The sequence below is a fragment of the Nocardia sp. NPDC052566 genome (genome assembly GCF_044547285.1).
In the GTDB taxonomy this organism is placed as follows: Bacteria; Actinomycetota; Actinomycetes; order Mycobacteriales; family Mycobacteriaceae; genus Nocardia.
This window is the reverse complement of the sequence record NZ_JBIUAF010000003.1, coordinates 185,723-209,593: the sequence shown is the minus strand read 5'-3', so window position 1 is coordinate 209,593 and position 23,871 is coordinate 185,723. Positions and strand designations below refer to the sequence as shown.

Here is a 23,871-nt window from a genome sequence, read left to right as displayed (position 1 = left end):
ACCGGCGAAACACGGGAACATCATCGAAAAATCATCGTTCTGTCAGAACAAACCGCGCGGAACTGATGGTTTCTACACAAATCTGCTATGTCGACCGGCTGTTTTGATCGATCTCGCCGGATGATTACCCGCCAGGTCGGAAGCTCCCCACCCGAACGCGACGGGGGTCACAGTTGAACTACTGTCGAACAGGCCTCACCGATTCGAGCGCTCAGGGTTACGTGAAAGAAGAGACGAGATGACCGATACCACCGCAGACCACCGGGACTCGTACCCGCCGACCGCCGAGTTCGCCGCCGCGGCGAACGCCGACGCCACGCTGTACCAGCGGGCCGCGGCCGATCGCGACGCGTTCTGGGGTACGCAAGCCGGTCGCCTGCATTGGCATCAGCCATGGTCACAGGTGCTCGACTGGAGCGACGCCCCGGTGGCGAAGTGGTTCGTCGGCGGCAGGCTCAACGTCGCCTACAACTGCGTGGATCGACACGTCATCGATGGTCACGGTGATCAGGTTGCCATCCACTGGGAGGGCGAGCCCGGCGATTCGCGTGATCTCACCTATAACGATTTGCTCGCCGAGGTCTCCAGGGCGGCAAACTATCTCACCGGGCTCGGGCTGGTGGCAGGCGACCGAGTCGCCATCTACATGCCGATGGTGCCCGAGGCCATCGTGGCCATGCTGGCGTGCGCGCGCCTCGGCCTGACCCACTCGGTGGTCTTCGCGGGTTTCTCCCCCACCGCACTGCGCCAGCGCGTCGACGACGCCGAGGCGCGGCTGATCATCACCACCGACGGACAATGGCGGCGCGGTAAGGCCGCTCCGCTGAAGGAGGCCGTCGACGAAGCGCTCGCCGACGGTGCGCACAGCGTCGAGCATGTACTCGTGGTGCGGCGCACCGGAATCGACGTGCCATGGACCGAGGGCCGCGACCTGTGGTGGCACGAGACCGTCGGCGCGGCCGCACCGGAGCACGAGGCGCAGGCCTTCGACGCCGAACATCCGCTGTTCATCCTCTACACCTCCGGCACCACCGGTAAGCCCAAGGGCATCCTGCACACCACGGGCGGCTACCTCACCCAGGCCGCCTACACCCACCACAACGTCTTCGATCACAAAGCGGGACAAGACATCTACTGGTGCACCGCCGACATCGGCTGGGTCACCGGGCACAGCTACATCGTCTACGGACCACTCGCCAACCGCACCACCCAGGTGGTCTACGAAGGCACCCCCAACTCGCCCAACGAGCACCGCCACTTCGAGATCATCGAAAAGTACGGCGTCACCATCTATTACACCGCCCCGACGCTGGTGCGCACATTCATGAAGTGGGGCAGGGAGATTCCCGCCGCGCACGACCTGTCCAGCCTGCGGGTACTCGGCTCCGTGGGCGAGCCGATCAACCCCGAGGCGTGGCGCTGGTACCGGGAAGTCATCGGCGCCAACCGGACTCCGATCGTCGACACCTGGTGGCAGACCGAAACCGGCGCCATCATGATCTCCCCGCTGCCCGGCGTCACCGCGACCAAACCCGGCGCGGCGATGACACCGCTGCCCGGTATCTCGTCGAAGGTCGTCGACGAAGAGGGCAAGCCGGTAGAGATAACGAAGACCGAGGCTGGATCTTCGGACGGCTCCGCCGTCGTCGGATACCTGGTGCTCGATCAGCCGTGGCCGTCCATGCTGCGCGGCATCTGGGGCGATATGGACCGGTACCGGTCCACCTACTGGGAGCGCTACGCCGAGCAGGGCTGGTACTTCGCCGGTGACGGCGCCAAGCTCGACGCCGACGGCGATCTGTGGGTCCTCGGCCGCGTCGACGACGTGATGAACGTGTCCGGCCACCGGATCTCCACCGCCGAGGTCGAGTCGGCACTGGTCGGGCACTCCGGCGTGGCCGAGGCCGCGGTGGTCGGCGCCAGCGACGCGACCACTGGGCAGGGCATCGTGGCGTTCGTGATCCTGACCGCCGAGGCGAAGGACACCGGCACCGCGCTGGTCGACGAGCTCAAGGCGGAGGTGTCGCGAGAGATCAGCCCCATCGCCAGGCCGCGCGAGATCCACGTGGTGCCGGAGCTGCCCAAGACCCGCAGCGGCAAGATCATGCGCAGGCTGCTGCGCGACGTGGCCGAGGGCCGCGAGCTCGGCGACACCTCGACGCTGGTCGATCCCAACGTCTTCGAGGCGATCCGGGCGGGCAAGAACTGATCGAGCGCACCAGCGCGCACAGGATACGACCGGTGGCCGGAATAGTCACCGGTCGTATCCGTTAGAATTGCGTAAGGTGTGCCGGGAAGTCTGGTCGGCATGCGGAGGTGTACCCGAAAGCCGATCCGGTGGATAGCACGTCCGCAGCCACGCCGGACTGCTGAAGGGGTTTCCCGTGATCACCCAAGTGCGCTCGGAGCTGACGCGTTACCTACGCACTGAAACCGTCGGCGGCGCAATCCTGCTCATCGCGGCTGCTACCGCGTTGCTGTGGGTCAACTCGCCCTGGGGCGACAGCTACGTCACGCTCACCGAGACCGTGCTGCCCATCAAACCGCTGCACCTCGAGCTGACCCTGGCCAACTGGACCAAGGACGGTCTGCTCGCCCTGTTCTTCTTCGTCGCCGGACTCGAGCTCAAACGGGAACTGGTGGTCGGCGAGCTCGCCGACCCCAAGCGGGCCGCGCTGCCGATCATCGCGGCGGTGGGCGGCGTGGTCACCCCGGCGCTGATCGCCTTCGCCGTCGGCTTCGGTACCCCGGGCATGGACCGGGCCTGGGCCATCCCGGTGGCCACCGATATCGCGTTCGCCCTCGCGGTGCTGGCGATGACCGGGTCACGCATTCCGGCCAGCGCGCGGGTGTTCCTGCTCAGCCTCGCCGTCGTCGACGATCTGCTCGCCATCCTGGTGATCGCGGTGCTGTTCACCACATCGCTCGCGCTGCTGTGGCTGCTGATCGCCGCCGCCTGCTTCGCGGGATGGGCACTGGCGCAATGGAAACGGGTGCGCACACCGCTGGTCTACGTCCCGCTGGCGCTGGCGGCCTGGTACGCGCTGCACGAGGCGGGCATCCACCCGACCTTGGCCGGTGTCGTACTCGGGCTGCTCACCAGGGTGAAAACCGATGCGGGCGAGGACGAAGCGCCCGCGACCCGGCTCGAGCACATGTTCCAGCCCATCTCGGCCGGGCTGTGCGTACCGCTGTTCGCGCTGTTCGCCTCCGGAGTTCCGTTGGACGGCAAGGTATTCGGGCAGCTGTTCAGCGACAGGCTGGCGCTCTCGGTCATTCTCGGGCTGCTGCTCGGCAAGACCATCGGCATCTTCGGGATCAGCTGGCTGGCAATCCGGTTGGGCATCGCTACCCGACCGGCCAGTCTCGGCTATCGGGACATGTTCGCCCTCTCGGTGCTCGGCGCGATCGGGTTCACCGTTAGCCTGCTCGTGGCAGAACTCGCACTCGCGGACGTCGGTGACGGCTCGGCCGTCGAATTGGCGAAGGCCGCTGTGTTGGTCACATCAATGGCCGCGTCCCTCGCCGGTTCGGCGCTACTGTTGCGGCGTGGGCGTGTCCACCAGGCACGGCGTGAGGCGCGTGCGCTAGAACGAGAAGAGTGAGGCCGACGAGTGCCGGGACAGGGAGAAGGGTCGATCAAGTGAGTTTCACACAGGGCGGCGAGGGACGTGACCGGAGCACGCTGACCTCCATTCCCCTCACCGACGCCAACCCGAACGGATCGGCCAGCTTCGGCAGCCTGGTCCGCGACGCGACCGAGCAGATGTCGACCCTGGTGCGCGCCGAGGTCGAGCTGGCCAAGACCGAGGTGACCGCGGAGATCAAGAAGGGGCTGCTCGGCAGCGTCTACTTCATCGCGGCGCTGACCATCCTGCTGTTCAGCCTGTTCTTTTTCTTCTTCTTCATCGCCGAACTGCTCGATGTGTGGCTGTACCGGTGGGCGGCGTTCGGCATCGTGTTCCTGCTGATGCTCATCGCGACCGGCGCGTGCGCCTTCCTCGGCTACCTGAAGGTGAAGAAGCTGCGGGCGCCGCAGAAGACGATCGATTCGCTCAAGGAAGCGCGCACGGTGCTGCCGCAGGGTCTCGGCGCGGCCGCACACGAGGAGTCGACCACCGCACTCGACAAAACCGCGCCCTAGCATGCCCAACTTGCCGACTGATTTCGCAAGGACATGGGTAACTCGCCGGGTACGCCCAAGACTCGGCCAGCATGGATCCGCCGGCCCGAGGACGAACGGTAGCGGCACCCACGACCGGCAAAAGTACGCGGAGAGGCGGGGGAGTTGACCTCTCCTCCCGATCCGTCCAGTGTCCGGTTCGACGGTCCGTGGACCCATCGGGATGTTCGCGCCAACGGCATCCGCTTCCATGTCGTCGAGGCGGCACCGGACCGGCCGGACGCACCACTTGTGGTGCTGCTGCACGGTTTTGCCGATTTCTGGTGGTCCTGGCGGCATCAGCTGACCGGGCTCGCCGAGCTCGGCTACCGCGCCGTCGCGGTCGACCTGCGCGGGTACGGCGACAGCGATAAGCCGCCGCGCGGCTACGACGGCTGGACGCTGGCGGGCGATGTCGCCGGGCTGATCCGCGCGCTCGGGCATACCGACGCCACCCTGGTCGGCCATGCCGACGGCGGGCTGGTGTGCTGGACGACGGCGGTGCTGCACCCACGGCTGGTGCGGTCGATCGCGCTGGTGAGCTCGCCGCATCCGGCGGCACTCAAGAGCGCGGTGCTGCGCAGCCGCAAACAGCGCAGGACCTGGCTGCCGAACTTCCTGCGCTATCAGCTGCCGCGCTATCCGGAGCATCTGCTCACCACCGGCGACGGCTTCGAGGTGGAACGGCTGCTGCGCGAGCGGGTCTGCGCATCCTGGTCCGGCACCGCCGAATTCGTCGACACGGCGCGGCGGATGCGCTCGGCCATCCGGATTCCCGGCGCCGCGCACTGTGCCCTGGAGTATCAGCGGTGGGCCTTCCGCAGCCAGTGGCGCCCGGACGGCCGCCGCTTCATGGCGACCATGCGCGAGCCGATCTCGATCCCGGTGCTCGCCATGCGCGGCGACCTGGACCGCTACCTACTCGCCTCGACTTTCCGCAGGGGACACGACCTTTCGCCGAACCGGCGCCTGGTCACCATCCCCGCGGCGGGCCATTTCGCGCACCAGGAGAACCCCGGGGCCGTCACCGCGGAACTCGCCGAACTCCTCTGTGTTTGATGGCAGCGCCTTCGGCGCTGCGTGTTCGCGGCCCCACAAAGTCAGCATCGCGAAGCGATTCGATGAGGGGTGGTGGTCGGGCGACGGGTGGGCCTCGCGTCCGAGCGCTCGGACGCGAGACGGCCGCTCACGTCGCTCGTAAGACTCGCTCCGTACGGGATTGCGTGGTGCTCTGAGTTCGATGGCAGCCGTGAGTAGGCGCTGCCATCGAACTCAGCTCAGTACACAGGCGCCGGTGCCGATCGGGGTCTGCGAGTTCGGCGCGGCATCCAGATCCGAGCGGACCTCGGCGAGGGTGAGCACATAACCGGTTTCGTCGTCGGTGACCGCGGCGCCGAACACCACGCCTAGCACCTTGCCCTCCGCATTCACCAGCGGCCCACCGGAATTGCCCGCGCGGACCTGACCGCGCACGGTGTAGACCTCGCGCTCGACCGTGCCGTTGCGGTAGATCGTCGGACCGGTCAGGTCGAGCGTCTCGCGGACACGGGCCGCCGCCGCCGAGTACGGGCCACCGCCCGGATACCCGAGCACGATGGCGCTGTCGCCCGACCTGGCGGGCACCTCGGCCTGCGGAACCACCGGCGCGGTGAGACCAGGTACCGCGAGCACCGCGACGTCCTTGGACGGATCGAACAACACGACCGTCGCCTCTAGCGCACCGCGCGCGGTATCCACCGAAACACTCGTGGTACCCGCGACCACGTGCGCATTGGTCATCACCCGCTCCGGCGCCACCACGAAGCCCGAACCCTCCAGCGCGCGCTGGCAACTCGGTGCGACGCCGCGGATGCGCAGCACGCTCTGTTGCAACGAGGCGGCGACCGGGCTACGCAGCACGGAGCCGTCCGGCGGTTCGACGTTCGCGATCGGCGCCCGGCCGAACGGTCCGATCACATCCGGCAGGCCGGAGGTGTTGAGCAGCTTGGAGAATTCGTTGGGCACCCGGCGCAGCCAGTTCGGCGCGACCTTGTTCACATCGGCGAGCACCCGGGAGCCGTTGATCGCCGCCGCGATGGCGGGCTGTGACGAGGTGGCCAGCGGCAGCGCGAGCAGCCACGCGGTCACCAGCACCGCGACGGCCTGCAGCACCGCACCGACCACACTGTCCACGCTGCGGGTGAACGGATGACGCATACCGCCGCGCGCGGCGCGGCCGAGCACCATGCCCGCGACCTCGCCGACGATCACGAGCAGCACGATGAGCACCACGCCGACGAGCACCCGTTTACGGCCCTCATCGATGTGGACCAGGATGTGCGGCGCGATCAGGATGCCGGCCACCGCACCGAGCACGACGCCGAGGAAGGCGAGCGCGGACGAGACCGCGCCCTGCCGCCACCCTGACGAGGCCGCGAGCAGCGCCAGGATCACCACCGCGATATCGAGCCAGGCCGAGGAGTTCATAACGTCATCCCCACGGCGGCGAGCGAGGATTCCAGGTCGCGCACGTCGGTGCGGTCCCATTCCAGTTCCCAGCCCGCGTGGCTGAAGATGCCGGCCAGTATGCCGCCGGTCAGGCCCCAGACGAGCAGGCCGTCCACCTGGAAGGCCGGGCTCTGATAGCCCATGGTGCCGCGCACCAGGAAGCGGTTCGCCGGATCGAGCAGCTCGGCGATCGGGACACGGACGACCCGTTCGGTTTCGCTCGTGTCGACCACGCGCACCTCACTGCGGGTGCGCCAGTAGGCGATCACGGGAGTCACGTCGAATCTGGACGGCGGCACGAACAACTTCGGCAGCACCACCAGTGGCTCGACGCCGGCGCGCGCCAGCCCGGTCTCCTCACAGGCCTCGCGTAGCGCGGTATCGATCGGGCCGTCGTCGTCCGGATCCACCTCGCCGCCGGGGAACGCGACCTGGCCGCGATGCTGGCGTAGCGACGACGCGCGCTGGGTGAGCAGCACGTCCGCATCGGCGGGCAAGCCGCCCGGCGCATCCGGATCGGACTCCGGCGACCCGCCGAACAGCACGAGCACGGCCGCCTGCCGCGGCTCGGAGGTGAAGGTCATGACCCGGCGCAGGGTGCGCGCCACCGACAGTGTGTCGTCGGCGTCCGCCCCCGCCGGCTCGACCGCTTTGCGCAGCCACTCCGGAACCGTCTGCGAGACAGGGGTTGTCATGCCGCCACCTTCACTTCACCCGTAATCGATCCGTGCTCCGACACCAGGATCTTGCCCCCCGCGCCGATGCGCGTCATGCTGGGTCCCTTTTCGTATGCCCGAGGGGCCCTGACTCGGTCATGCGGAGACCCCCAGTTCGCCCGCGACGGTCGCGGCGATGTCGTCCACTCCGGAGAACGCGCGAACAACCACCTTCGCGATCGTTCCGTCCGGTCGTACCAGCACGGTAACCGGAAGTACGGCGGGTGCGCCGACGGCCGTGCGCACCTTGGCGGCGGGGTCCTCGACCCCGGGCAGCGGCGTGCCCGCGGCGCCCGCCGCGGCGCGCAGACCCGCGAGCATGGCGAGCCCCTTGGCCTGATCCGGATCGGAGTGCACGGTCAGCACCGTAATGGCGCCGCCGGTGCGCGCGGCGAAATCGGCGAGATCCGGCAATTCCTTCCGGCACGGACCGCACCAGTATGCCCAGAGATTCAGGACCGCCGGCTTGCCTGCGAGTGCCGCGGCCAGGTCGACCGGGCGGCCGTCGGCGAGGCAGTCGAGGGTGATGCCGGCGAGTGGACCGCGCCCGACCGCGCCAGCGGCCGGCTGCGGGCACTGCGGAAGTCCGGCGGCGGCGCGATCGGCGGCGGAGACCTCGGCGACCGGCGGCCGCTGTCCGTCGGATCCGGTGGTCACGACGTTCTTTTCGCCGCGCGGCCACACCGCGACGGCGAGGGCGACGGCGACGATGACTCCCGCCAGCGCCCAACGCCACGCCACCGGAAACCGCCTCACCTGCCCACCAGCTCCAGCAGATGCGGCGCCTCGGGTCCCTTCACCAGCTTGGCGGCGATTTCCGGATCGGTCGGCCCCGCGCCGAACGAAGGGCAGTCGGCGGCGAGCAGGCAGGCGCCGCAGGCGGGTTTGCGCGCATGGCACACTCGGCGCCCGTGGAAGATCACCCGGTGCGACAGCATCGTCCACTCCTTGCGCTCGATGAGCGCGCCGACGATGTGCTCGACCTTCACCGGATCTTCCTCGGCGGTCCACTGCCAGCGCCGCACCAGCCGCCCGAAATGGGTGTCGACGGTGATACCCGGCACATCGAAGGCGTTGCCGAGGATGACGTTGGCCGTCTTGCGGCCGATGCCTGGCAGCGTCACCAATTCGTCGAGGGTGTGAGGCAATTCACCGTCGTAGCGCTCGAGCAGTGCCTGCCCGAGGCCGATCAGCGAGGTGGTCTTGTTGCGGTAGAAACCGGTCGGGCGGATGTATTCCTCCAGCTCGACGCGGTCCGCCTCGGCGTAGGCGCGCGCATCGCGATAGCGCGCGAACAGCGCGGGCGTGGTGAGGTTCACCCGCTCGTCGGTGCACTGCGCGGAAAGAATTGTCGCGACCGCCAATTCGAGCGGTGTGGTGAAGTTCAGCTCGCAATGCGCGTCCGGGAATTCGACGGTCAGCGTCCGGTACATCCGGCGGGCCCTTCGGACAAGTCCGAGCTGAGTTTCCGCCTGTCGGCCGCGGGATTTACGTTTGCGCGGCGCGGCAGCGGGCGGCTGCGCATCGGTCACCGCTTCGGCAGGCGAAGACGCGCTGACGGCGGCGGTTGCAGGGGTGACACGCACCCGTCCACCATACGGAACCGGCGGGCAACGTTGTCCTGTCAGTTCGGTTGCCGTGTTCCATCTGAGACCTAGACCGTGTTTACTGCTCGACATGCAAGGACTCGCTGTGGTGCTCTTCCCAGTGGTGTTGATGCTGTTCGCACTGGGCATGGAGCGGGTCGAGAATCGGCTCCGCAAACTTCTCGAACCCGATGAAGAGGTTCAGTTGTACCTGGACAAGGCGAGCAACGCCGAGGTGAAGGAGCTGACGAAGCTCGGTCTGCCCGCGGCCGTGGCCCGGATGCGCAAGCGCCGGTCCCGCGGCGAAGAACTGGATGTGGCACGCGCAAGCTGAGGAGTTTCCGGACACTGGTACGGTTTAACGCTGCGCCACGCAATCCACTCTTTACGTGGTGTCTGTCACTATGCGACCACCATGCCGCGTAGACTGCACTGTCGGCCGAATCGCTTCGGTCCAGGACAGAGCCATATCCCATAAGGAGCACATTCGTGGACGAGGCCCTCGCCAGAGCAGGCATCTTCCAAGGCGTTGAGCCCACCGCGGTGGCGGCTCTCGCCAAACAGCTGCAGCCCGTGGACTTCCCGCGCGGACATGTCATCTTCAACGAGGGTGAGCCGGGTGACCGGCTCTACATCATCACCTCGGGCAAGGTGAAGATCGGGCGACGGTCCCCGGACGGCCGGGAGAACCTGCTGACCATCATGGGCCCGTCGGACATGTTCGGCGAGTTGTCGATCTTCGACCCGGGCCCGCGTACCTCGACCGCCACCACGGTGACCGAGGTCCGCGCCGTCACGATGGATCGTGACGCACTCAAGTCCTGGATCGATCAGCGTCCCGAGATCGCCGAGCAACTGCTCCGCGTCCTCGCGCGCCGGTTGCGCCGGACCAACAACAACCTGGCCGATCTGATCTTCACCGACGTCCCCGGCCGGGTCGCCAAGGCGTTGCTGCAGCTCGCACAGCGTTTCGGCACCCAGGAAGCGGGCGCCCTCCGGGTCACCCACGACCTGACCCAGGAGGAGATCGCTCAGCTGGTCGGCGCCTCCCGCGAAACCGTGAACAAGGCGCTCGCCGACTTCGCGCACCGCGGCTGGCTGCGGCTCGAGGGTAAGAGCGTGCTCATCTCCGACTCCGAGCGTCTCGCTCGGCGCGCCCGCTAGCACAGATATATACGAAGAACCCGCCGGATTCGCCCCTGGGTGAATCCGGCGGGTTTCGTGTTCTCCCGCTCGGTCTAGGCCTCGGCTTCGGCGCGCAGGTACTCCAGCTGCGCCTGCACCGAGCTGCGCGCGGCGGGCCACAGCCGCTTGTCGACGTCCTTGTAGACCTTGCGTACCACCGCCATCGCGCCTGCGTCCGGTCCGAGCTCGGCCAGCGCCTGCCGCACCTGCTCGAGGCGCTCGCGCCGGTGCGCGATGTAGTACTTCGCGACCGGTGCGAGATCGGGATGGTCCGGGCCGTGCGCGGGCAGCAGCGCCTTACCCGCGCCCACCTCGACCAGGCGGTCGAGCGAACGCAGATAGTCGGCGAGGGTGCCGTCGGTGGAGTCGAGCACGGTGGTGCCGCTGCCGAGGATGGTGTCGCCGGTGAGCACGGCGTCCTCGAGCAGGAAGCTGACCGAATCACCCGTGTGGCCAGGGGTGTCCAGCGCGGTGATGGTCAGCCCGGCGGCCTCGATCACCTCGCCGTCGGTCAGCGCCTCGCCCGAACCGCGCAGATAGGCCGGATCTTTCGCGCGCACCGGAGTTCCGGTCAGCTGGACGAGGCGATCGATGCCACCGGTGTGATCATGGTGACGATGGGTGACCAGCGTGAGCGCGATATTGCCGTCGGTGACCCTGGCGATTTCCTCGCCGTGCGCCTTGTCCTTCGGACCCGGATCGATGACCACACACTCCGCTCGGCCCGGCGCGCGCAGGATCCAGGTGTTGGTGCCCTCCAGGGTCATCTGCCCCGGATTGTTCGCGAGCAGCACCGCCGCCGTCGCCGTGACCTGTCGTAGCTGCCCGTAGGCCGGATGAGTCAGTGTCATCGCGTTAACCCCAGTCGATCGAAAGCCGTTGCCTGAGAACCTGTCTAGCTCACTTCGGCGATGAGTTCGACCTCGACGGGGGTGTTCCTCGGCAGTTCGGCGACGCCGACCGCCGAGCGCGCGTGCACGCCCGCGTCACCGAAGACCTCGCCGAGGAACTCCGACGCGCCGTTGATCACGATCGGCTGATCGGTGAAACCCGGTGCGGAGGCGACGAATCCGACCACCTTGACGATGCGCACCACCGCGTCGAGCCCGACCAGGTCGTGCACCGCGGCCAGCGCGTTGACCGCGCACAGGCGCGCGGCTTCCTTGGCCTGCTCCACCGTCACCTCGGCGCCGACCTTGCCGGTCACCGGCAGCGCGCCGTCCACGAACGGGAGCTGGCCCGAGGTGTAGACCAGCGAGCCGGTCCTGATGGCGGGGGTGTACGCGGCGACAGGGGCCACCACCGGCGGGATGGTCACGCCGAGTCGTTCGAGATTGCTCTTCCAGTCGGTCATCTCGGGATCCCTTTCTTACTTCGGGCGCTTGAGGTAGGCGACGTGCTGCTCACCCGTCGGGCCGGGCAGCACCGTCACCAACTCCCAGCCGTCGGCGCCCCACTGGTCCAGAATCTGCTTGGTCGCGTGCGTCAGCAGCGGCACGGTCGCGTACTCCCACGTGGTCACATCACTCATGGTGCTGAGCTTATAGAGGGCGCGGGACGGCGTCCGAGTGACCAGTCTCACGACACTGTCTGGTACACGCGAGCAGGGAGAACAGGCTATCCCTCGGGCGCGATCTGTGAACGAGTTATAGGCTCGCGATCGTGGGAGTACCAACAGCAGTGCCGGTTTCGGCGGATCCGGGACTGGACACCGGATGGCCGGAGCGCGCCGAAAAAGCTCGGTTGCATTACGTCTCCGGTAAGGGCGGAACCGGAAAGTCAACGGTCGCCGCGGCTCTCGCGCTCGCGCTGGCCGCGGGCGGGCGCCGGGTGCTGCTGGTCGAGGTGGAGAGCAGGCAGTCGATTGCCCAGCTGTTCGATCTGCCGCCGCTGCCGCCGACCGAGACCAGGATCGCCGCCGCCGACGGCGGCGGCGAAGTGGTCGCGCTCGCGCTCGATATCGAGCACGCCTTCCTCGAATACCTCGACATGTTCTACAACCTCGGCTTCGCGGGCCGGGCGATGCGCCGGATGGGCGCCATCGAATTCGTCACCACCATCGCACCCGGCCTGCGCGATGTCATCGTGACGGGCAAGATCAAGGAGTGCGTGGTCCGGGTGGACAAGGCCGGTAAGCCGGTCTACGACGAAATCGTGGTCGACGCACCGCCGACCGGCCGGATCGCCAGCTTCCTCGATGTCACCCAGGCGATGGGCGAGATCGCCAAGGGCGGCCCGATCGCCTCGCAGGCGGAGGGCGTCTCCAAGCTGCTGCATTCGGATCAGACGATGATCCACCTGGTCACCCTGCTGGAGGCGCTGCCGGTGCAGGAGACGGCCGACGCGGTCGCCGAACTCGCCGCCAATGATCTGCGCATCGGCACGGTGATCGTGAACCGTGCGAGCGAGGGCAGGCTGCCCGCCGAGCTGCGCAACCGGGCCGCGGTGGGCGACATCGACACCGACACGCTGCGGGCCGGTCTGGCGGAGGCGGGGATCACCCTGTCGGACAAGGATTTCCAGGGCATCGTCAGCGAGGCCGTCGAGGATTCGGCGACGCTGGTCGCGCAGGACGAGAGCGCGGCCGAGCTCGCGAAGGTCGATGTACCGCAGCTCTACCTGCCCGCACTTCCCGACGGTATGGATCTGGGCGGCCTGTACGAGCTCGCCGAAAAATTGAGCGCACAGGGAGTCCGCTGACTATGACAACCCCCAGCACCGTTGCGCCGCTAGATATTTCGACCATCATCGCCGACCGCACCGCACGGGTGGTCGTCTGCTGCGGCTCCGGCGGCGTCGGCAAGACGACCACCGCCGCCGCGATCGCGCTGCGCGCGGCCGAGCAGGGCCGCAAGGTGGTCGTGCTCACCATCGACCCGGCGCGGCGACTGGCCCAGTCACTCGGCGTCGCCGATCTGGACAACAGCCCGCAGCGGGTCCCGCTCGGCCCGGAGGCCAAGGGCGAGCTGCACGCGATGATGCTGAACATGCGGCGCACCTTCGACGACATGGTGCTCGAGCACACCAGCCCGGACAAGGCCGAGCAGATCTTCGCCAACCCGATCTATCAGACGGTCGCGTCCTCCTTCGGCGGCACGCAGGAATACATGGCGATGGAGAAGCTCGGCCAGCTCGCGAACCGCCGGGAGTGGGACCTGATCGTGGTCGACACCCCGCCCTCGCGCAACGCACTCGACTTCCTCGACGCGCCGAAGCGGCTCGGAAACTTCTTGAACGGCAGGATGATCCGGGTGATCATGGCGCCGGGGCGCGGCGTCGGCCGGTTCGTCACCGGCGCGATGAGCCTGGCGCTACGCGGTGTGTCCACCGTCGTCGGCGGGCAGATGCTCAAGGACGCGTCGAACTTCCTGCAGTCGCTGGAATCGCTGTTCGGCGGTTTCCAGGATCGGGCCGATCGCACCTACGCGATGCTGTCCAAGCCGGGCACGCACTTCCTCGTCGTCGCGGCGGCCGAACCGGATGCGCTGCGCGAGGCGTCGTTCTTCGTCGACCGGCTCTCCACCGAGCGGATGCCGCTGGCCGGACTGGTGCTGAACCGGACCCACCCGGTGCTCAGCTCGCTGCCTGCGGAGAACGCGCTGACGGCGGCCGACCAACTGGCCGAAGCGAATCCGCTGACCTCGGCGGTGTTGCGCATCCACGCGCAGCGGGTCGCCACCGCGAAACGCGAACAGCATCTCCTGCACCGCTTCACCGGCGCGCACCCGAGGGTGCCGATCGCCGCGGTGACCGCGCTGCCGTTCGAGGTGTCCGATCTCGAGGCGCTGCGGGCGGTCGGCGCCCAGTTGGCGGGCGCCTGATCGGCACCCGATCGACGAAAGCACCCGCTTGGTACTGAAGTGCTTTCGCTATAACCGAAACGGAACCGGGCCCGCGTCGCGGGCCCGGTTCCGTTGTCCGACAAAGGACTAGATCGCCACCTGATGATGGCGCTGAGCCTGGAAGAAATCGGCCCAGGATGTCACCTCCGGATGCTGCTTCAGCAGCGCACGACGCTGCCTTTCGGTCATACCGCCCCACACGCCGAACTCCACTCGATTGTCGAGAGCGTCGGCTCCACACTGCATCAACACTGGGCAGTGCCTGCAGATCGTCGCCGCTTTGCGCTGAGCAGCGCCACGGACGAAGAGTTGATCGGGATCCACTTCCTTGCATCGGGCCTGGGCTACCCAGGCGATCCTTGCTTCGGCCTGCTCTACGTCCAATCGAGCGATGGGGGTTGTCATGTGCATTTGGTGTGCCCCTTTGCAGTCCGAACACCGGGTCAACGGCGCTCCAGAATCGCGTGTCGGCTCGCAGCAACCCAAACCCCGCTGCGAACTGCACCACATTCCACTTTGAGTGTTAGCTCTATCACACTGGGTTCTCAATCTAGGTAAAGGTATGGCGATTGCGCAAGACCGTCCCCGGAATTTTTGGTACGTCCGTCCCTGCAAAATCGGACGAGAACCGGGCGGTCCGGCCGACACACGGAACGCCCTCCTCGCGACACGCCAAACACAGAGCGGCGACACGCCGATTCATGGTTGCGAAAAGCGAGTTCGCGCCGACGATCAAACGCACCAGAGAGAGCCGAAACCTCACCCCGTAGGCTGGACATCGTGCCGATCACACATACGCTCGCGAGGCTGGCCGGCAGCATCGCGCTCGCCGCCGTGCTCGTCGCCGGGTTGTTGTTCCCGCTCGCAGGCGGTTTCGGATTCGTCTCCAACCGCGCCGCCGACGCCGTCGACAATGTCTCCGCGGAGTTGGTGGAGGGCACCGTGCCCGCCGTCTCGACGATGGTCGACGCAGCAGGGAATCCGATTGCCTGGTTGTACGAGCAGCGCCGGTTCGAAGTCCCCAGCGACAAGATCTCCAACGACATGAAGCTGGCGATCATCTCGATCGAGGACAGGCGCTTCACCGAACACGCTGGTGTCGACTGGCAGGGCACGCTACGCGCGTTCCTGACCAACACCTCGTCCGGCGAAGTCCAGCAGGGCGCGTCGACCCTCGACCAGCAGTATGTGAAGAACTACCAGCTGCTCGTGGTGGCCAAGACCGACGCGGAGCGCCGCGCCGCCATCGAGACCACCCCCGCGCGCAAGATCCGTGAGATCCGGATGGCGCTCACCCTGGACAAAGAGCTGACCAAGGACGAGATCCTCACCAGGTATCTGAATCTGGTGCCGTTCGGCAACTCCTCCTACGGCATCCAGGACGCCGCGCAGACCTACTTCGGCGTCGACGCCGCCGACCTGAACCTCTCGCAGTCGACGATGCTCGCGGGCATGGTGCAGTCGAGCTCCAAGCTCAACCCCTACACCAACCCCGAAGGCGTGATGCTGCGCCGCAACACCGTCCTGGACACCATGATCCAGAACATCCCCAGTCGCGCCGAGGAGTTCCGCAAGGCCAAGGCGGAGCCGCTCGGCGTGCTGCCGCAGCCCAAGGGCCTGCCGCGCGGCTGCATCGCGGCCAACGATCGCGGCTTCTTCTGCGACTACGCGCTGCAGTACCTGGCCAACGCAGGCATCAGCCGCGAGCAGATCGACAAGGGCGGCTACCTGATCCGCACCACCCTCGATCCCGCGGTGCAGGACGCGGTGAAGCGGTCGGTGACCGACGCGGCCAATCCCGGCCTCGACGACATCGCCCAGGTGATGTCGGTGGTCGCGCCCGGACAGGACTCGCATCCGGTCGTCGCGATGGCGAGTAGCCGCACCTACGGCCTCAACCGCGACGCCAACGAAACCGTGCAGCCGCAGCCGTATTCGATGGTCGGCGACGGCGCGGGCTCCATCTTCAAGATCTTCACCACCGCCGCGGCCATGGAGAAGGGCCTCGGCATCAACGCCCAGCTCGACGTGCCCGGCCGCTTCGAGGCCAAGGGCCTCGGCAACGGCGGTGCGCGCGGCTGCCCGCCCGCCACCTACTGCGTGCAGAACGCGGGCAACTACAAGTCGCCGATGTCGGTGACCGAGGCGCTGGCCACCTCGCCGAACACCGCGTTCGTCAAGCTGATCCAGGCCGTCGGCGTCACGCCGACCGTCGATATGGCGATCCGGCTCGGCATGCGCTCCTACACCGAGGCGGGCACCTCGGGCCACGGCAACCAGAGCCTCGCCGACATGATCAAGGAACAGAACCTCGGTTCGTTCACCCTCGGTCCGGTCGCGATCAACCCGCTCGAGCTGTCCAATGTGGCGGCGACGCTCGGCTCCGGCGGGCGCTGGTGCCCACCGTCGCCGATCAAGGAGGTCATCGACCGCTCGGGTAAGCCGGTGCCGCTCACCCAGCAGGCCTGCGAGCAGGTGGTCGAGCCCGGCCTGGCCAACACGCTCGCCAACGCGATGAGCAAGGACGACACCAGCGGCACCGCCGCGGGCGCCGCCGCGGCCACCGGCTGGCACTTCCCGATGTCCGGCAAGACGGGAACCACCGAAAGCCACCGCTCCTCGGCCTTCCTCGGTTTCACCAACTCGCTCGCGGCCGCCGCCTACATCTACGGCGACAGCCCGACGCCCGGCGAGATCTGCTCGTTCCCGCTGCGGAACTGCGGTGACGGCAACCTGTTCGGCGGTAACGAACCGGCACGCACCTGGTTCAACGCGGTCAAGCCGGTGGTCGACCGGTTCCCGCCGCCCGCGCTGCCGCCGCTGGACGACAAGTACGTGCGCGGCTCGAACAACGCGCAGGTGCCCGACGTCGTCGGCCTGACCCAGAGCGAAGCCACCTCGGCGCTGGTCGGCGCGGGCTTCCAGGTGACGCCGGTGAACAGCGCCGGATCCCACCCCAAGGGCACGGTGATGGGTACCGCGCCGAACGGGTCGGCGATCCCCGGTTCGGTGATCACCATCTACATCAGCGACGGCACCCAGGTCGCCGCGCCACCGCCGGGCCCGCCACCGCCGCCGGGGATTCCGGGCCTGCCACCGCCGCCGCGGTTGCCACCCATCCCCATCCCGATTCCGATCCCTCGGTAAGTCCACCGGATCCCTGACAAACGAAAGCCCGCAGCCTGAGGCCGCGGGCTTTCGTTTGTTCAAAGGAGGTTCTAGAGACGGTTACAGCCGGGCTTTCACGGCGGCGGAGATGCGCGAGCCGTCGGCCTTGCCCTCGGCGAGCGCGGTCGCGATCTTCATGACCTGGCCCATCTGCCGCATGCCCGGCCGCTCGCCGAGATCTTCGGCGACCTGCGCGATCGCGGTGTCGGCGACATCGGCCACCTCCGCGTCGGTCAGCTGAGTGGGCAGGTACTCGTCGATGATGCGCGCCTCGGCGTGCTCGTTGGCGGCGAGTTCGCCGCGGCCCGCCTGGGTGTACACCTCGGCCGACTCGCTGCGCTTCTTCGCCTCCTTCTGCAGGACCACGATCACCTCGGCATCGGAGAGCTCCTTGGCCTGCGGACCCGCGACCTCGGCATTCTGGATGGCGGCGAGCAGCATCCGCAACGTGGACAGCCGCAGCGTGTCCTTGGCCTTCATCGCGGCGGTCATATCCGTGCGCAGCTGCGATTTGAGTTCCGACATGTGCCTCACGGTAGCCGGTCCGCAGCAGGCGGCCCACCACATTATGCGCTGACGCCCGAATTAGGTCGCCCTTGTGCGGAAACACACTCGGCGATCCTCGCCGGGGTCACCTATGCTGGGCAAATGCCCGTTATCTCGACCTCCGCTGTCCGAGCAACCGCGTTGGGAGCCGCCGGGGCGGCGGTGGCCGGTATCGGCTACGCCTCGCTGATCGAACGCAACGCCTTCGTCCTGCGTGAGACGACCATGCCGGTGCTGCCGCCGGGGTCATCGTCGCTACGGGTACTACACATCAGCGATCTGCACATGATGCCGGGCCAGAAGCTCAAGCAGCAGTGGCTGCGTGAGCTGGATCGGCTGGAGCCGGATCTGGTCGTCAACACCGGCGACAACCTCTCGCACCTGAAGGCGGTGCCCGCGGTGGTCCAGGCCCTGGGCGGATTACTTTCCCGCCCGGGCCTTTTCGTTTTCGGCAGCAACGACTACTTCGCACCGGTGCCGAAGAACCCGGCCAAATACTTCAAGAAGGATCACCGCCGCGTCTACGGCGCTCCGCTGCCGTGGAAGGATCTGCGCGCGGCCTTCACCGAGCGCGGCTGGCTCGATCTGACCCACGTGCGCCGCGACCTCGAGGTGGCGGGCATCCGCATCGCGACCGCCGGCGTCGACGATCCGCACCTGCAGCGCGACCGCTACGACACCATCGCGGGCGCACCGAATCCGTTGGCGCAGCTGCGCATCGGCCTGACCCACTCGCCCGAGCCGCGGGTGCTCGACCGCTTCGCCGAGGACGGCTACGACCTGGTGATGGCGGGCCACACGCACGGCGGCCAGCTGTGCCTGCCCGGCTACGGCGCGCTCGTCACCAACTGCGGTATCGACCGTTCCCGGGTGAAGGGCCCGTCGCGGTGGGGTGAGCACACCCAGCTGCACGTGTCCGCCGGTCTCGGCACCTCGCCGTGGGCGCCCTACCGTTTCTGCTGCCGTCCGGAGGCCACGCTGTTGACGCTGGTCGCCGCGCCGCCGAAGCGCCCGGCCGCCGAGTCCGGCCAGGGCGTGTCGGCATCGGAGGCCGTCGCCCGCTAGGGTCCCTGCCTAGACGTCGGTCAGGCAGGGGTAGACAACTGTGAGTAGCGGATTCGGCGATCCGAACCAGCAACAGCCTTACGGCACAGCACAATCCGGCACCGCTGGACAATCCGGCACCGAAGGAGCGCAGACCGCAGCGGGTCAGGCGCCGGAGGGGCAGGCGCACAGCGCATTCGGCGACCCGGTTCCGCCGCCGTGGCAACACGGCCAGGCGCAACCGAATCCAGTCCTGCAGTGGCAGCCCGCATCCGGCGCTGCCGCGCCACAGGACGCTACGGCACCCACTCCGCCCGCGGCGGCACCGGCGCAACCTGCGGCCACACCGGCGCCGCCCGTAGCGCTGCCGACTCAGCAGGCACCCAGCGCAGCGTGGCGACCGGATCTGAGTCCACGAGTGCCAACGCAATCGGTACCGGCGCAACCCGATTCGCCATCAGCTCACCCGGCCTCGGCATCCACGCAACCGGGTTCGGCGATCACGCAACACACTTCGCCGGCCGGGCAATCGGGTTCGGCTGCGGGGCAGCCGGGTTCGGCGCAATGGCAGCCGAGCGCCGGGACGTCGTGGCAGAACAATGGGGTCTATCCGCCCACTCCTGCGCAGTATCAGGACGCCCCCGCCGCGCAGCCGTCGTTCGGCCCTCCGCCGCGTGAGAAGCGGCGCAGGGGGCTCTTGCTGGGCGGTATCGGAGTCGGGCTGGCGCTGACTGTCGGGGTCGTGGTGACCACGGTGGCGCTGAGCGACTCGGAACCGGCGACCTCGGCGAAGAAGGATGACGCTTCGCTGGTCAGTGCGCTGTCGACCAGCGCCAAATCGCCCGAGCGCAGCACCTCGGCCAAGCCGAGCCCGACCACTCCCGCGCGCTCGAACGAAACCCCGGTCGTCCCCGGCTATCAGGTCGTCGTCTCGCGCGAGGTCGGCGCGGCCTATGACGTACCGGCAGGGTGGACGGTCATCAACGACGGCAGGCTCGGCCCCGCGCCCAACGGCATCATCGGCAAGGGCTACGCGATCGACGGCAAGGGCTACTGCCCCGGCTCGACCCGCACCATCGCCCTGCTCACCGGCACCGACGACACCGATCCCACACAGGCCGCAACGGATCTCGGCATCAGGTCGGCCAAGCTGGCCTACTCCGACAACACCGGTGGCACCGTCGGCACGCCCCAGCCGCTCAGCTCGATCGACGGCGTCCAGCACGGGATGTTCGTGGAGACCACGGGCACGGTCGCCAAGGCGAAGCCGGGCTGCGCGACGCAGTACTCGATCTTCACCTTCGCCATGCCCACCGACGGCGAGAAGGGCAGCTTCGTCATGGTGATCGCCGCGGACACCGGCGTGCCCGACGCGCTCGACGCGGCCGCCGCCAAGCGCATATTCACCAGCATTCGCCCGCACGAAAGCTAGCTGACCAGCCGGTTTAATGTCTGACCCCTCCCTGTTGTAAGCTACTTCAGGTTCGCTTCACGGGGTGTGGCGCAGCTTGGTAGCGCGCTTCGTTCGGGACGAAGAGGTCGCAGGTTCAAATCCTGTCACCCCGACGTGTTGGTTGAGACACAGTAGAAAGGCCCTGGCCATCGGCCAGGGCCTTTCCTCGTTTTCACGGCATCAGCTCCGAGGTAGTCGAGATCCGCCGAACGCGGTCATACGGCCCCAACTGCGGCTTCGGTTTTGCTAGCAACCACAGTTACAGAAAGCAACCTTTCGGTTACTCTCCGATGGCATCCGAACCCGTAGAGCGAGGGCGAATGTCCGCCCAGCTATCAGGAGGATTGCCCGATGCCGATCGACAGCACGCGCGTTTCGGCGGCCGTTGGCCTTGCCGTAGTGGCGCTTGGGATTTCAGCCTGCTCGAGCGGAACCAACCGGCCACCACCCGCCCCGACCACCACCACGGTCAAGACCTCCACGATCGCCCCGACCACGACCAGCGCCGGACCCAGCAGCCCCGGGGCGCCCGTACAGCCTTCGCGCGTGCCACCACCGACACCGCTGCCCGCCTGCCACGACGGACAAGGACACGGACCGGATCCCGATCCCAACGCCCCCTGCACCAACCCCCCGGCGCCACCGACACCCTTCCTCGCCTGCGACGACGGACAGGGTCACGGACCAGATCCCGATCCCAACCTCCCCTGCACCAACCGCCCGGTACCGCCGCCGCCACTCCCGGACTGCACCGACGGACAAGGACACGGACCGGATCCCGGCTTCCCTTGCAAGCCATAGCATTTCCCGAGCTCCGTCGAGCGCAGTCAGATGACCCCTGGTTGCGGCGTGTCGCGGGGCCATTCGACTGCGCTCGGCGAGACGAGCGCTGCGCGGGTTCTCGGCCAGCTGTTCGTGGCGCCCCAGAGTGGTGCGCAGTTGTCTTACACATTTGTACTAGACAGATGTGTGAAACGTCTGTTAGAAATATGGCGAGACATTCGCTTCACGCAAGGGACAAGAACAATGGGCATCAACCACTCCGCCACTCCCGCAGGCCAGCTCCGCATCCTCGTTTCCGGTGGCGGCATCGGCGGCAATGCCGTTGCCCTGCAACTGCTTCGGGCCGGGATCCGGGCCACCGTTGTGGAGCGCGCGGCCGAGCCGCGGCCGGGCGGGCAGGCCGTCGACCTGCGCGGGCCGAGCCGCGAGGTGGCCGAGCGGATGGGGCTGATGCCGGGTATCCGCGAGACCCAGCTGGACGAGCGCGGCATCAAGTACATCGACGCCAAGGGCCGCACCACGCTGCGGATGCCCGCCGAGCTGTTCGAGGGCAAGGGCGCGGTCGCCGAGATCGAGATCACCCGCGGCGACCTGAACCAGGTGCTGCTCGACCTGATCGCCGAGGAGGGTGGAGTCGACTACCGCTACGGCGAGCACATCACCGGCCTGACCCAGGACGACAACGGCGTGGACGTGACCTTCGCCTCCGGCGCCACCGAGCGCTTCGACCTGGTGATCGGCGCGGACGGGCTGCACTCGGCCACCCGCAGGCTGGTCTTCGGTCCCGAGGAGCAGTTCGCCACCTACCTCGGCGGCTACATGTCGTTCTTCACCATGCCGACCCCGGAAAGCCTGGAGCCGCACTGGTTCTCGATGCACTCGATCGTCGGCGCCACCGGCCTCGGCCTGCGCCCCGACGCCGACCCCGCCACCTGCAAAGCGGTCATCATGCTGCGCGGCGACGCCGATCCCGCACTGCGCCGCGATGTTCCCGCGCAGCAGGAGCTGATCAGGCAGCGGCTGGCCGCGGGCGGCTGGGAGTCGGCGACGGTCGCCGAGGCGATGAAGCAGACCCCTGACTTCTATTTCGACGAGCTGGCCCGCATCACCATGCCGAGCTGGGTACAGGGCCGGGTCGCGCTGCTCGGCGACGCGGGCTACTGCGGCTCGCCGCTCACCGGGCAGGGCACCGCGATGGCGCTGGTCGGCGCGTACGTGCTGGCCGGCGAGATCGCCGGGCACAGCGGCGACGCGAGCCGGGCGCTCGCCCGCTATGAAGAGGTGCTGCGTCCCTTCGTCGCCACGGCGCAGGAGCTGCCCCCTGGCGGGCTTGCGGCGATGACCCCGAAGTCGGCCTTCGGTATTCGCGCAGGCCAGACCATCAGCAAGCTGATGACGCTGAAGGTGTTCAAGCCGCTGATGATGAAGATGCTCAGCAAGACCGAGGCGTACGAGCTGCCGAACTACTCGGCGCTGACCGCCGCGAAGTAATCCGATCCGCCGATGACCGCCACCGGAGCACCGGTGGCGGTCATCGCTTTCTGGACGAAACGGCGTCAGGACGAAACGGCGACCGCGGTGCGCTCGGTGCGTGGGTCGCCGACGGCGTCGAGCAGGTAGGCGGCGAGATCCGCACGCGCGGTGGCGGATCCGACCCTGGTGCGCGCGCCGATGGCGATGCGGGGTCGCCCGGTGGCGGGCCGATCGGTCAGCCGGGTCGGGCGCACCGCGGTCCACGCGAGGTCGCTCGCGGCGAGTAGCCGCTCCATGCGCGCCATATCGGTGTAGGTCTCGCGCATTATCCGGTGCAGCACAGCGCCGAGGGCGCTGGCGATACGGCCTGCGTCGCTGGGGATTTCGACTCCGGCGGAGGAGACGACGAGCAGTCGCCCGCCGGACGGCATCGCGTCGATGATCGCGGCGGTGCCGCCGGAGTAGAGGGTGGTCGGCCGGCGATCGGTGGCGCCGAGGGCGGAAAGGACGGCATCGTGACCGTCGAGCAGCCCGCGCAACGCGCCAGGTGCCGCGATATCGGCGACCACGATGGTGAGCAGCGGATGGTCCAGCCCGAGCGCGCCGGGCCCGCGGACGATCGCGGTGACGCGATGGCCGCGGTCCAGGGCCTGCTCGACGACGAGTCGCCCGGTGCGGCCGGTGGCGCCGAGTACGGCGAGGGCGGTCATGACGCGAGCACGGCCATGCCGACCCGGCGCGGGAGCAGCGCCAGCGCCGTGCCGAACACCCGGTTGGCGGGGCTGGTGAAGGCGATCGGCCCGGACCGGCCGACGATGGCGGCCAGCGCGCGATCGGCGACCTGCTCCGGCGTCTGCACCAGCCAGGGCGGAACATCCTCGGCCGTTTGGGATTCCGTCACCGTCACGCCGGGGCACAGCGCGAAGACCCGGATATCGCGGTCGCGCTGCTCGTGCCACAGCGCCGCGGAGAACGCGATGACGAACGCCTTGGTGGCGCTGTAGACGGCGAGTCCCGGCTTCGGCGTCAGCCCGAGCGTCGAGGCGACGTTCACCATCGTGTCACCGGGCCGCGCCGCGGCGAGGAAGGCATGCGCGAGCGCGACGACCGCCTGGCAGTTGAGATCCACTGTCGCGGTGGCGGATTCCAGCGACACCACGGCGAAGTCACCCTCGGCCGCGGTGCCCGCGTTGTTCACCAGCACCGTGTAGTGCCGCGCGCGCAGCAGTTCCGCCGCCGACGCCAGGCCCGCCGGTGCGCCGAGGTCGGCGACCAGATAGTCGTGCCCGGGACCGAGTTCGGCGAGCAGATCGATCAGCAGGTCCTCACGCCTTGCCACCAGGGTGACGGAGTAGCCCGCCGCCGCAAGGCTTCTCGCCGCGGCCCTGCCGATTCCCGCACTGGCGCCGGTCACCATGGCTCGCAT

24 protein-coding genes and 1 tRNA gene are annotated in these 23,871 nt (G+C 68.1%); 13 read left to right on the top strand and 12 right to left on the bottom strand.

Features of this window, described 5'->3' with window-relative positions; all coding sequences use genetic code 11:
• The first annotated feature begins 238 nt into the window (after positions 1-238).
• From acs to ACIG5A_RS15095, 4 genes are all read left to right on the top strand, one after another.
• Positions 239-2,209 carry an acetate--CoA ligase gene (gene acs, locus ACIG5A_RS15110; protein ID WP_397240806.1) on the top strand — a complete coding sequence of 657 codons (1,971 nt, stop codon included), beginning with the start codon at positions 239-241 and terminating at the stop codon, positions 2,207-2,209.
• Between the two features lie 178 nt (positions 2,210-2,387).
• Positions 2,388-3,605: a Na+/H+ antiporter NhaA gene (nhaA, locus tag ACIG5A_RS15105; RefSeq protein WP_397241768.1), complete on the top strand. Its 1,218-nt coding sequence runs from the start codon at positions 2,388-2,390 to the stop codon at positions 3,603-3,605.
• Positions 3,606-3,643: 38 nt separating this feature from the next.
• Positions 3,644-4,144, top strand: a complete 501-nt coding sequence (locus ACIG5A_RS15100) for a phage holin family protein (RefSeq protein WP_397240805.1) — start codon at positions 3,644-3,646, stop codon at positions 4,142-4,144.
• A 144-nt stretch (positions 4,145-4,288) separates the two neighbouring features.
• On the top strand, positions 4,289-5,221 hold the full coding sequence (locus tag ACIG5A_RS15095) for an alpha/beta fold hydrolase (protein WP_397240804.1): 933 nt from the start codon (positions 4,289-4,291) through the stop codon (positions 5,219-5,221).
• Between the two features lie 213 nt (positions 5,222-5,434).
• On the opposite strand, the gene ACIG5A_RS15090 is transcribed toward ACIG5A_RS15095, so the two are convergent.
• From ACIG5A_RS15090 to nth, 4 genes are all read right to left on the bottom strand, one after another.
• Positions 5,435-6,628 carry a MarP family serine protease gene (locus tag ACIG5A_RS15090; protein ID WP_397240803.1) on the bottom strand — a complete coding sequence of 398 codons (1,194 nt, stop codon included), beginning with the start codon at positions 6,626-6,628 and terminating at the stop codon, positions 5,435-5,437.
• The gene (locus tag ACIG5A_RS15085; protein WP_397240802.1) at positions 6,625-7,344 is read right to left on the bottom strand and encodes an NUDIX hydrolase; all 720 of its coding nucleotides are present in this window, start codon (positions 7,342-7,344) and stop codon (positions 6,625-6,627) included. Before ACIG5A_RS15085 ends, ACIG5A_RS15090 begins: the two co-directional genes overlap by 4 nt.
• A 117-nt stretch (positions 7,345-7,461) precedes the next feature.
• Positions 7,462-8,106: a TlpA family protein disulfide reductase gene (locus ACIG5A_RS15080; protein ID WP_397240801.1), complete on the bottom strand. Its 645-nt coding sequence runs from the start codon at positions 8,104-8,106 to the stop codon at positions 7,462-7,464.
• 11 nt (positions 8,107-8,117) lie between these two features.
• A complete protein-coding gene (nth, locus tag ACIG5A_RS15075; protein ID WP_397241766.1) occupies positions 8,118-8,798 on the bottom strand; it encodes an endonuclease III in 681 nt (226 codons plus the stop codon).
• Positions 8,799-9,042: 244 nt separating this feature from the next.
• Between nth and ACIG5A_RS15070 the strand changes: the two genes are divergently transcribed.
• Together ACIG5A_RS15070 and ACIG5A_RS15065 are read left to right on the top strand one after the other, a co-directional pair.
• Positions 9,043-9,285, top strand: a complete 243-nt coding sequence (locus ACIG5A_RS15070) for a hypothetical protein (protein WP_397240800.1) — start codon at positions 9,043-9,045, stop codon at positions 9,283-9,285.
• Between the two features lie 155 nt (positions 9,286-9,440).
• A complete protein-coding gene (locus ACIG5A_RS15065; RefSeq protein ID WP_011206875.1) occupies positions 9,441-10,115 on the top strand; it encodes a Crp/Fnr family transcriptional regulator in 675 nt (224 codons plus the stop codon).
• Between the two features lie 74 nt (positions 10,116-10,189).
• Here ACIG5A_RS15065 and ACIG5A_RS15060 read toward each other — a convergent pair whose 3' ends face one another.
• Genes ACIG5A_RS15060 through ACIG5A_RS15050 form a run of 3 tightly spaced genes read right to left on the bottom strand, consistent with a single transcriptional unit; the run spans position 10,190 to position 11,667 of the window.
• Positions 10,190-10,987 carry an MBL fold metallo-hydrolase gene (locus ACIG5A_RS15060; protein ID WP_397240799.1) on the bottom strand — a complete coding sequence of 266 codons (798 nt, stop codon included), beginning with the start codon at positions 10,985-10,987 and terminating at the stop codon, positions 10,190-10,192.
• 44 nt (positions 10,988-11,031) lie between these two features.
• Positions 11,032-11,490, bottom strand: a complete 459-nt coding sequence (locus ACIG5A_RS15055; RefSeq protein WP_397240798.1) for a RidA family protein — start codon at positions 11,488-11,490, stop codon at positions 11,032-11,034.
• A 15-nt stretch (positions 11,491-11,505) separates the two neighbouring features.
• Entirely contained in the window at positions 11,506-11,667 is a 162-nt protein-coding gene (locus ACIG5A_RS15050; RefSeq protein WP_397240797.1) for a hypothetical protein, read from the bottom strand.
• Between the two features lie 149 nt (positions 11,668-11,816).
• Between ACIG5A_RS15050 and ACIG5A_RS15045 the strand changes: the two genes are divergently transcribed.
• Both ACIG5A_RS15045 and ACIG5A_RS15040 read left to right on the top strand, forming a co-directional pair.
• Positions 11,817-12,836, top strand: a complete 1,020-nt coding sequence (locus tag ACIG5A_RS15045; protein ID WP_397241764.1) for an ArsA family ATPase — start codon at positions 11,817-11,819, stop codon at positions 12,834-12,836.
• A 2-nt stretch (positions 12,837-12,838) separates the two neighbouring features.
• On the top strand, positions 12,839-13,957 hold the full coding sequence (locus ACIG5A_RS15040; protein ID WP_397240796.1) for an ArsA family ATPase: 1,119 nt from the start codon (positions 12,839-12,841) through the stop codon (positions 13,955-13,957).
• 108 nt (positions 13,958-14,065) lie between these two features.
• On the opposite strand, the gene ACIG5A_RS15035 is transcribed toward ACIG5A_RS15040, so the two are convergent.
• The gene (locus ACIG5A_RS15035) at positions 14,066-14,389 is read right to left on the bottom strand and encodes a WhiB family transcriptional regulator (protein ID WP_397240795.1); all 324 of its coding nucleotides are present in this window, start codon (positions 14,387-14,389) and stop codon (positions 14,066-14,068) included.
• A gap of 369 nt (positions 14,390-14,758) precedes the next feature.
• On the opposite strand from ACIG5A_RS15035, the gene ACIG5A_RS15030 reads away from it, so the two are divergent.
• Positions 14,759-17,125, top strand: a complete 2,367-nt coding sequence (locus ACIG5A_RS15030; RefSeq protein WP_397240794.1) for a penicillin-binding protein — start codon at positions 14,759-14,761, stop codon at positions 17,123-17,125.
• An 81-nt stretch (positions 17,126-17,206) separates the two neighbouring features.
• Here the strand turns inward: ACIG5A_RS15030 and ACIG5A_RS15025 are convergent, their stop codons facing one another.
• Positions 17,207-17,671: a GatB/YqeY domain-containing protein gene (locus ACIG5A_RS15025; protein WP_397240793.1), complete on the bottom strand. Its 465-nt coding sequence runs from the start codon at positions 17,669-17,671 to the stop codon at positions 17,207-17,209.
• 123 nt (positions 17,672-17,794) lie between these two features.
• Here ACIG5A_RS15025 and ACIG5A_RS15020 point away from each other — a divergent pair, with 123 nt between their 5' ends.
• From ACIG5A_RS15020 to ACIG5A_RS15010, 3 genes are all read left to right on the top strand, one after another.
• Complete coding sequence (locus ACIG5A_RS15020) at positions 17,795-18,757, top strand: metallophosphoesterase (protein ID WP_397240792.1); 963 nt, start codon at positions 17,795-17,797, stop codon at positions 18,755-18,757.
• A 721-nt stretch (positions 18,758-19,478) separates the two neighbouring features.
• Positions 19,479-20,168, top strand: coding sequence for a hypothetical protein (locus ACIG5A_RS15015; RefSeq protein ID WP_397240791.1), 690 nt, complete (start codon positions 19,479-19,481; stop codon positions 20,166-20,168).
• A 60-nt stretch (positions 20,169-20,228) separates the two neighbouring features.
• Positions 20,229-20,302 (top strand) — tRNA-Pro (locus ACIG5A_RS15010).
• Between the two features lie 222 nt (positions 20,303-20,524).
• Here ACIG5A_RS15010 and ACIG5A_RS15005 read toward each other — a convergent pair.
• Positions 20,525-20,662 carry a hypothetical protein gene (locus ACIG5A_RS15005; protein WP_397240790.1) on the bottom strand — a complete coding sequence of 46 codons (138 nt, stop codon included), beginning with the start codon at positions 20,660-20,662 and terminating at the stop codon, positions 20,525-20,527.
• 553 nt (positions 20,663-21,215) lie between these two features.
• Here ACIG5A_RS15005 and ACIG5A_RS15000 point away from each other — a divergent pair.
• Complete coding sequence (locus ACIG5A_RS15000; RefSeq protein ID WP_397240789.1) at positions 21,216-22,463, top strand: FAD-dependent monooxygenase; 1,248 nt, start codon at positions 21,216-21,218, stop codon at positions 22,461-22,463.
• Positions 22,464-22,528: 65 nt separating this feature from the next.
• Here the strand turns inward: ACIG5A_RS15000 and ACIG5A_RS14995 are convergent, their stop codons facing one another.
• Positions 22,529-23,155, bottom strand: a complete 627-nt coding sequence (locus ACIG5A_RS14995) for an NAD(P)-dependent oxidoreductase (protein ID WP_397240788.1) — start codon at positions 23,153-23,155, stop codon at positions 22,529-22,531.
• Positions 23,152-23,871: an SDR family NAD(P)-dependent oxidoreductase gene (locus tag ACIG5A_RS14990; RefSeq protein WP_397240787.1), complete on the bottom strand. Its 720-nt coding sequence runs from the start codon at positions 23,869-23,871 to the stop codon at positions 23,152-23,154. Before ACIG5A_RS14990 ends, ACIG5A_RS14995 begins: the two co-directional genes overlap by 4 nt.

Coding starts and splice junctions, on each gene's coding strand:
- acs (WP_397240806.1), top strand. CDS start 239: ATGACCGATACCACCGCAGACCACCGGGACTCGTACCCGCCGACCGCC.
- ACIG5A_RS15090 (WP_397240803.1), bottom strand. CDS start 6,628: ATGAACTCCTCGGCCTGGCTCGATATCGCGGTGGTGATCCTGGCGCTG.
- ACIG5A_RS15085 (WP_397240802.1), bottom strand. CDS start 7,344: ATGACAACCCCTGTCTCGCAGACGGTTCCGGAGTGGCTGCGCAAAGCG.
- nth (WP_397241766.1), bottom strand. CDS start 8,798: ATGTACCGGACGCTGACCGTCGAATTCCCGGACGCGCATTGCGAGCTG.
- ACIG5A_RS15070 (WP_397240800.1), top strand. CDS start 9,043: ATGCAAGGACTCGCTGTGGTGCTCTTCCCAGTGGTGTTGATGCTGTTC.
- ACIG5A_RS15060 (WP_397240799.1), bottom strand. CDS start 10,987: ATGACACTGACTCATCCGGCCTACGGGCAGCTACGACAGGTCACGGCG.
- ACIG5A_RS15055 (WP_397240798.1), bottom strand. CDS start 11,490: ATGACCGACTGGAAGAGCAATCTCGAACGACTCGGCGTGACCATCCCG.
- ACIG5A_RS15050 (WP_397240797.1), bottom strand. CDS start 11,667: ATGAGTGATGTGACCACGTGGGAGTACGCGACCGTGCCGCTGCTGACG.
- ACIG5A_RS15040 (WP_397240796.1), top strand. CDS start 12,839: ATGACAACCCCCAGCACCGTTGCGCCGCTAGATATTTCGACCATCATC.
- ACIG5A_RS15035 (WP_397240795.1), bottom strand. CDS start 14,389: ATGCACATGACAACCCCCATCGCTCGATTGGACGTAGAGCAGGCCGAA.
- ACIG5A_RS15025 (WP_397240793.1), bottom strand. CDS start 17,671: ATGTCGGAACTCAAATCGCAGCTGCGCACGGATATGACCGCCGCGATG.
- ACIG5A_RS15020 (WP_397240792.1), top strand. CDS start 17,795: ATGCCCGTTATCTCGACCTCCGCTGTCCGAGCAACCGCGTTGGGAGCC.
- ACIG5A_RS15000 (WP_397240789.1), top strand. CDS start 21,216: ATGGGCATCAACCACTCCGCCACTCCCGCAGGCCAGCTCCGCATCCTC.
- ACIG5A_RS14995 (WP_397240788.1), bottom strand. CDS start 23,155: ATGACCGCCCTCGCCGTACTCGGCGCCACCGGCCGCACCGGGCGACTC.
- ACIG5A_RS14990 (WP_397240787.1), bottom strand. CDS start 23,871: ATGCGAGCCATGGTGACCGGCGCCAGTGCGGGAATCGGCAGGGCCGCG.